This window comes from Bacillus timonensis (assembly GCF_000285535.1).
Classification (GTDB): Bacteria; Bacillota; Bacilli; order Bacillales; family Bacillaceae_L; genus Ferdinandcohnia; species Ferdinandcohnia timonensis.
In genome coordinates this window covers 218,063-224,463 of sequence record NZ_HE610987.1, presented here as the reverse complement: position 1 = coordinate 224,463, position 6,401 = coordinate 218,063, and the positions used below count along the sequence as shown (strand labels likewise).

Sequence of the window (6,401 nt, the reverse complement as noted above, 5' to 3'; positions counted from 1 at the left end):
TTTGTCCCAGCCTCTTCTTTATTAGGGAAAAATACCTTATTTATATTAAATAAGATGTCTTGTCCCTAATAGAATAACCAGCAAAAGTATTATAAACGGAGATTTTCCGATTAAATGCAGAATGGAACCCGTTTTGGGGTATATAAGGGGAAGTTTTCCGGTTACGGAAAGCAAAATCCTCCATTTTCACGTTTTTCAAGTCAATAGGCGGAATCTCTCCGTCTATATACGCCTTTTTTAATAAAAGTTACTTAATAAACGGAATTTTTCCGTCTATTTATCGGCTCAGGTGCTTAACCTAACCTTTTCCCCAACTGATAAGTGCAGACCCTTTTGATCCTAGATGCAAGAATCAGCAGTTTTTTATCGACCAGCTTATAAAGATCAATAAAATGCTACTCAAAACGGCACTGCAAATGACAGAAGATTTGCCTACCTTTATTAATTGTACAATACTTATTGTCCATCATAATAATGATGTCAATTACTATGTCAAAGTTGATGAAATTCCGTAGCAACCTTGATAAATAAAGAAAAAGACGTATGCCAATCCATACGTCAATTCTTGTGTTATTTATTAAGAATGCACCCGAAAACGGAACCCTTTACTACACTTGGAATTCGTTTTTTTTATGCATTTGACTAATTAGGCAAAATAAATTATGATTATCGCAGATAAAAGCATAAAAGCTTTAAAGTGATAAAGCATTTATTTTCTATAAGATTTATCATGTTGATTTTAAAATGACTGGTGGGGGAAACGGTGAAGTCAAATCTTACAATTTGGAAATCTATCATTCCATTATTAGGATTAATCATTGCAGCATCTTGTTCGATTTTTATATGGAAAGCAGGGATGAACTTTCCGCTAATAATTGGGGTGATTTTAGCATCCATAGTCGCAATAAGCTGCGGATGGAATTGGAATGAAGTCCAACAAATGATGGTAAACGGAGTAACAAGGGCACTACCAGCAGTGTTTATTTTGTTGGTTATTGGGATGATTATTGGGTCTTGGATTGCAAGTGGTGTTATTCCAACCATGATATATTATGGTATTTCGATTCTAGATCCTACATGGTTTGTACCGATAGTCGCACTGATAACAGGTATTGTTTCTATTACGCTAGGAACTTCTTTTACGTCAATAGCAACTGTAGGCCTGGCTTTTATGGCAATTGGTGAGGGGTTAGGGTTCTCACCAGCTTTAGTAGCAGGAGCAGTTATATCAGGTGCATATTTAGGAGATAAACTTTCTCCATTATCAGATACAACCAATGTTGCGGCTGCATTAGTTGATACGGATTTATTTAGTCACATTAAACACATGCTTTGGGATACGATTCCTGCATTTTTATTATCCCTACTATTATTTTGGGTTTTCGGTAGTTTTGAAGTTGCAAGTACAAGTATAAGTTCTGGAACAATTGATACTATTATGTCAGGTTTGGATGATGCATTTGTCATTCATCCATTATTATTGTTACTTCCAATTTTCACAATCTTTTTAATGCTAAAACGTGTTCCTGCGTTACCTGCACTAATAGGTGTTGGTTTACTAGGTGCCGTAATAGCTATAGTGGTACAAGGAATTTCCGTCAGCTCAATCGTTCAAACGATGACAAGTGGTTTTACTATCGAAACGGGGGTAGCTGAAATTGATTCATTATTAAATCGCGGTGGACTTGCTTCGATGCTCGGCACCGTTGGTATGCTAATGATTGCTACTGCGCTAGGTGGTATTTTAGAAGAAACGGGAACATTTGAAGTATTAACAGGCAAAATAATGAAGAAAGTGAAAACGACTGGAGCACTTATCGGTTCAACACTTTTATCAACATTTGTAGTGGCATTAGCAAGTGGTGCTCAGTTTTTAGCAATTATACTACCCGCAAGGACCTTTGTTCAAAAGTATAAAGATATGAATATTGATACGAAAAATCTTTCAAGAACAGTGGAATCAATGGGGACTGTCGGAATAAATTTAATCCCCTGGAGTGTTCCTGCAGTGTTTGCAACGAGCATTTTGGGGGTAAGTGCATGGGAGTTTATTCCATATGCGTTCTTTATCTATCTTGTTCCTTTGGTAAATCTACTGTTTGGTTTCACTGGATGGACAATTGCTAGAAAGGATTACAGCCAAGAAAAAGAGCAGGCACATGTGGAAAGGGAAGTTGTATAGTGAGAGAAGTCATATTAAGTGTGGTTGGTACCGCTCAAGATGGTGGTTTGCCACAAGCAAATTGTTTTTGTGACAACTGTAAAAGGGCAATTAAGGATCCGAGATATAAAAGAACTGCCGCATCATTAGCGATTATATTACCGGAGGAGAACAAATGGCATTTACTTGAGGCGACTCCGGATTTGCGGGAACAAATGGCACGATTGCAAATGAGATATGGAATGGAATCAAAGCTCATGAGTAGTATTTTTCTATCTCATGCGCATATCGGTCATTATCCGGGTTTGATGTTTTTAGGGAAAGAAGCGATTAATTCCCGTCGACTACCTGTCATGGCAGGGACAAAAATGAAAAAGGTATTAGAAAGTGATGCACCATGGAGTCAGTTAACTGCACTTGAAAACATTGTTATTCAAGAAATCCATGATCGACAACCTGTTAGTGTTTCTTCGGAAGTAACAGTTACTCCGGTTAATGTTCCACATCGAAACGAGTTTTCTGAGACGTTTGCTTTTTGGATCAAAGGTCCGAATAAAAAGGCTTTATTCATTCCGGATATTGATCGCTGGGACGAATGGGATATCGATATTCGTGAAGCAGCTAAGGAGGCAGATATTTGCTTTCTTGATGGCACGTTTCATTCTCCACGGGACCTAGAAAATATCGGACGGGATTATCGGCAAGTTCCCCATCCGCTAATGACAGAGACGATGGAGTTACTCCAAGACTTAGTCGGAGAAACGAAAATTTATTTTACGCACCTTAATCATTCAAATCCTGTATTACAAGAAGACAGTGTATTAAGAAAAGAAATCGAAGCAAAAGGCTTTTATATTGCAGACGAAGAAATGGAATTTAAAATATGAAGAATGGGACGCGGGCAGGCACCGCGTCCCATTCTTTTTACCAATAAGGCTCTTTATTGTAACCTGGGACATTGAACCTGTCCCTCTGTCTCACAAATAAGCATAATCCCTTGAAAGATAAGAAATAATAGGTGGTGTGAGTGATGAGTTTACTTGAGCATTTGGAAATTCACTAAAAAAGGAGATAAAGTCATGTCAAACGTTAAGCTTGCAGTTATTTTTTACAGTATGGGTGGTACAAATTATCAGTTGTCAAAATGGGCTGAAGAAGGAGCAAAAGAAGCTGGTGCTGAGGTTAAAGTGTTAAAAGTTCAAGAATTGGCTCCAGAGTCTGTTATTGAGGGAAATGAAGTTTGGAAAGCAACTGTGGAAGCAACAAAGGACGTTCCAGTGGTCACTTCCGATGATATTGAGTGGGCAGATGCAATTATATTCAGTGTGCCGACCCGATTTGGTAATATGCCTTCACAAATGAAACAATTTCTGGATACACAAGGTGGACTTTGGGCTACAGGTAAAACAATCAATAAAGTAGTAAGTGCGATGACTTCTGCACAAAATCCGCATGGTGGACAAGAAGCAACGCTCCTTTCTTTATACACAAGCATGATGCATTGGGGTGCGATTATTGCTACTCCGGGTTATACAGATCCTGTTATTTTTGGAGCAGGCGGAAATCCATATGGAACAAGTGTTACGGTAGGTCAGGATGGGAAAATGATTGAAGACGTTCAGGCTGCTGTAAAACACCAAGCGAAACGAACTGTTACGGTTGCGGAATGGGTGAAAAAGGCAAATCAATAAACCTACATATCAAAACAAGACTGTTTGCTTTTATTGGCAGACAGTTTTTTGTTTTCGAATAGTGGATACTTTTTATTTGTAAATTAGAAATAATTAGATGGTTTACAAGGTTATCAAATCATTGCATAATACAGAATGTATCATTTACTTACCACGAAAAGGCAAACTTACTGAAAGGTGAGGACGCAAAATCACAGGTCTAAGGTAAATGTATTGCTAAGACGGCTGGTTTGCCGAAAGGAGATAGATTTGGAGCTATACGGAAAAAGGATCATTATTATTTCTAGCTTAATTTTATCATTGTCGTTATTGGACTTCTTTGATAATAAAATAATATCGTTATTTAACTTTAAAGAAGACGGATATTTTGAATTCTTTGTAGACCTTGTGAGCCCATTTATAGAAATAATATTAATTTATTGGGCTCTATGGACAGGTAAGGAAATCCTTCGACGAATTCATGAACGTGAAAATCAATATCAACGTTTGGTTCAACTTTCACCTGAAGCCATTATTGTGCATAGAGATGGCAAAATCCTCTATATTAACGATTCAGGGGTCCAGTTATTTGGTGCTAATAGTCAAAACGAAATCATTTTTCATAATATTACAGAGTTTGTTCATGATGATTCTAAGCAAAACATACAACATCTTAAGGAACAAATAAGTCTGTTTCCCAATCGTAAACATAAGGAGCATGTTAAGGTTAAAAGGTTTGATGGGACGATACTAGACATCGAGTTTACATCGACTTTGGTGGATTTCGAGGGACATCCAGCAAGAGAAATCATTGCAAGAGATATAACCATTCTAAATAGAGAATTGGAAAACATGAAACAAATTGCGTTTCGTGATGCCTTAACTGGTTTACCAAACCGTAGGGCATTTATGGATAAATTACATGAAATGACGTCCGATACTACAACAACTAGTTTCGGGTTAATGTTTATTGATTTGGATGGATTTAAACAGGTAAATGATCAGCTGGGACATGATGGAGGAGATATTCTACTTCAGCAAGTAGCTGAATACTTACAAAAAAGTGTTGCTCCAAAAGATATGGTGGCAAGATTAGCGGGTGATGAATTTATGGTGTTATTACCTGATGCTTATTTAAACGAATGTATCTTTGTTGCTAATCAGATGATAAAAAACTTCCAATCAACGAATTTTATTATGGGTAAGAATGTGGTTGTGACGCCAAGTATAGGAATTGCTTTATATCCTGAAACGAGTGACAAAGCGTTGGAATTAATAAAATACGCGGATATCGCAATGTATCAAGCGAAACAAAGCGGGAAAAACAATTATCAAATTTATCAAAATCAAAATGAAAAAAATACGAAAAAAGTCCAATTTCTCCTTGGAAAATAAGAATAAAGCCCGACTAATGTCAGGCTTTATTTTTTTGGTAATTGGAATTCACTTGCGACGATTTTGGCGCTACCATCAATTTCAACTAGGATTCGATTTAAATCCGTAAGTATGCTACCTAAATTCCGAAGCAATTCTAGTGATTCTATATCTTTAAGTTTAGATAAGCACATATTTTGCTTTGCTATTGCGTCTTTGGTGGATGCATCCATTTTTTCTATCAGGTCGTTTGAATGTAAAAGTTCCAGACTCGCAATTAGTCCAACACAGGTTGATGTAGACATCATCGCCTCGATTAATTCGATGTTTGGTTGTGGTTCTCTGCTCATATCAACAAGGCTTCTAGCAATGCCACGAATCTGAATTGTGATACTCTCAAATCTCTCAATTACTTTTGACAAAGTGAGTACTCGAGCTCGTTGGTTATACAAGAGTGGACTATATCGCAAACTTTGGTGTGATAATAAAACGGCTTGATAGCTTTTTTGTGTTTCATCAACAAGTTCTTGGACGTAGGGAATATCATCGACGCGAAGTGCTTGCTCACGGTAAGCTTTTGCCAGGTTTGTAAGTACAGTGCATGCATATTTGCTAAGATGTAAAACTTGCTTCTCCGTTTCTGGTATAGGATTCGGGGGAATAAATATGACATTTAAAAAAATTGCAATGATACACCCGATCATGGTTTCGATGACACGGTCAATTGCATAGCCCTGTGTATTACCAAAAGCAAGTACAAGAATGGAACTTACTCCAACTTGTGATATTGCCTCAGGTTTCAAATGCAAAGCTGTAGCAAAGGCCATTCCCAACAATACCACGAGCAAAATGGATTCAGGGCTAGGATTTAACCAATGGCCAATCATTATACTAATAATGACCCCGCCAATAATACCAATAACACGTTGTGTGGCCTTGTGAATAGAATGAGCCACCGTTACCTGCACAGTAAGAATAGCGCCAAGTGCAGCGAAAAATGGATGTTGACTATGGGAAATGAAAGATGCAACATACCAAGCGACCCCTGCAGATAGCGCTGATTTTAGGACTTGCAAAGTTAATCCGATTCGATGGAAAATATCCAGATTCAAAAGTTAAATCACCTCTAACAGATTCCTTCGATACTCATACATATCATCCTCCTAGTTGTGGTTTATCATACAACGATGTCCGTA

The 6,401-nt window shown here is 37.5% G+C and carries 5 protein-coding genes and 1 riboswitch; of the genes, 4 read left to right on the top strand and 1 reads right to left on the bottom strand.

The features are described from left to right. Nucleotides 1–763 precede the first annotated feature (763 nt). From nhaC to BTHG_RS26855, 4 genes are all read left to right on the top strand, one after another. Entirely contained in the window at nucleotides 764–2,182 is a 1,419-nt protein-coding gene (nhaC, locus tag BTHG_RS15490) for a Na+/H+ antiporter NhaC (protein WP_010677647.1), read from the top strand. Further along, on the top strand, nucleotides 2,182–3,048 hold the full coding sequence (locus tag BTHG_RS15485) for an MBL fold metallo-hydrolase (protein WP_010677646.1): 867 nt from the start codon (nucleotides 2,182–2,184) through the stop codon (nucleotides 3,046–3,048). The genes nhaC and BTHG_RS15485 overlap by 1 nt, the downstream gene beginning before the upstream one ends. A gap of 192 nt (nucleotides 3,049–3,240) precedes the next feature. Further along, nucleotides 3,241–3,852 (top strand): NAD(P)H:quinone oxidoreductase, encoded by a 612-nt coding sequence (gene wrbA / locus BTHG_RS15480; RefSeq protein ID WP_010677645.1) that lies wholly within the window; start codon nucleotides 3,241–3,243, stop codon nucleotides 3,850–3,852. 150 nt (nucleotides 3,853–4,002) lie between these two features. After that, a riboswitch (cyclic di-GMP riboswitch) is annotated at nucleotides 4,003–4,090 on the top strand. 11 nt (nucleotides 4,091–4,101) lie between these two features. Further along, nucleotides 4,102–5,226 (top strand): sensor domain-containing diguanylate cyclase, encoded by a 1,125-nt coding sequence (locus tag BTHG_RS26855; RefSeq protein WP_010677644.1) that lies wholly within the window; start codon nucleotides 4,102–4,104, stop codon nucleotides 5,224–5,226. A gap of 26 nt (nucleotides 5,227–5,252) precedes the next feature. Here BTHG_RS26855 and BTHG_RS25915 read toward each other — a convergent pair whose 3' ends face one another. Then, nucleotides 5,253–6,317 carry an FUSC family protein gene (locus tag BTHG_RS25915; RefSeq protein WP_010677643.1) on the bottom strand — a complete coding sequence of 355 codons (1,065 nt, stop codon included), beginning with the start codon at nucleotides 6,315–6,317 and terminating at the stop codon, nucleotides 5,253–5,255. Nucleotides 6,318–6,401 lie beyond the last annotated feature (84 nt).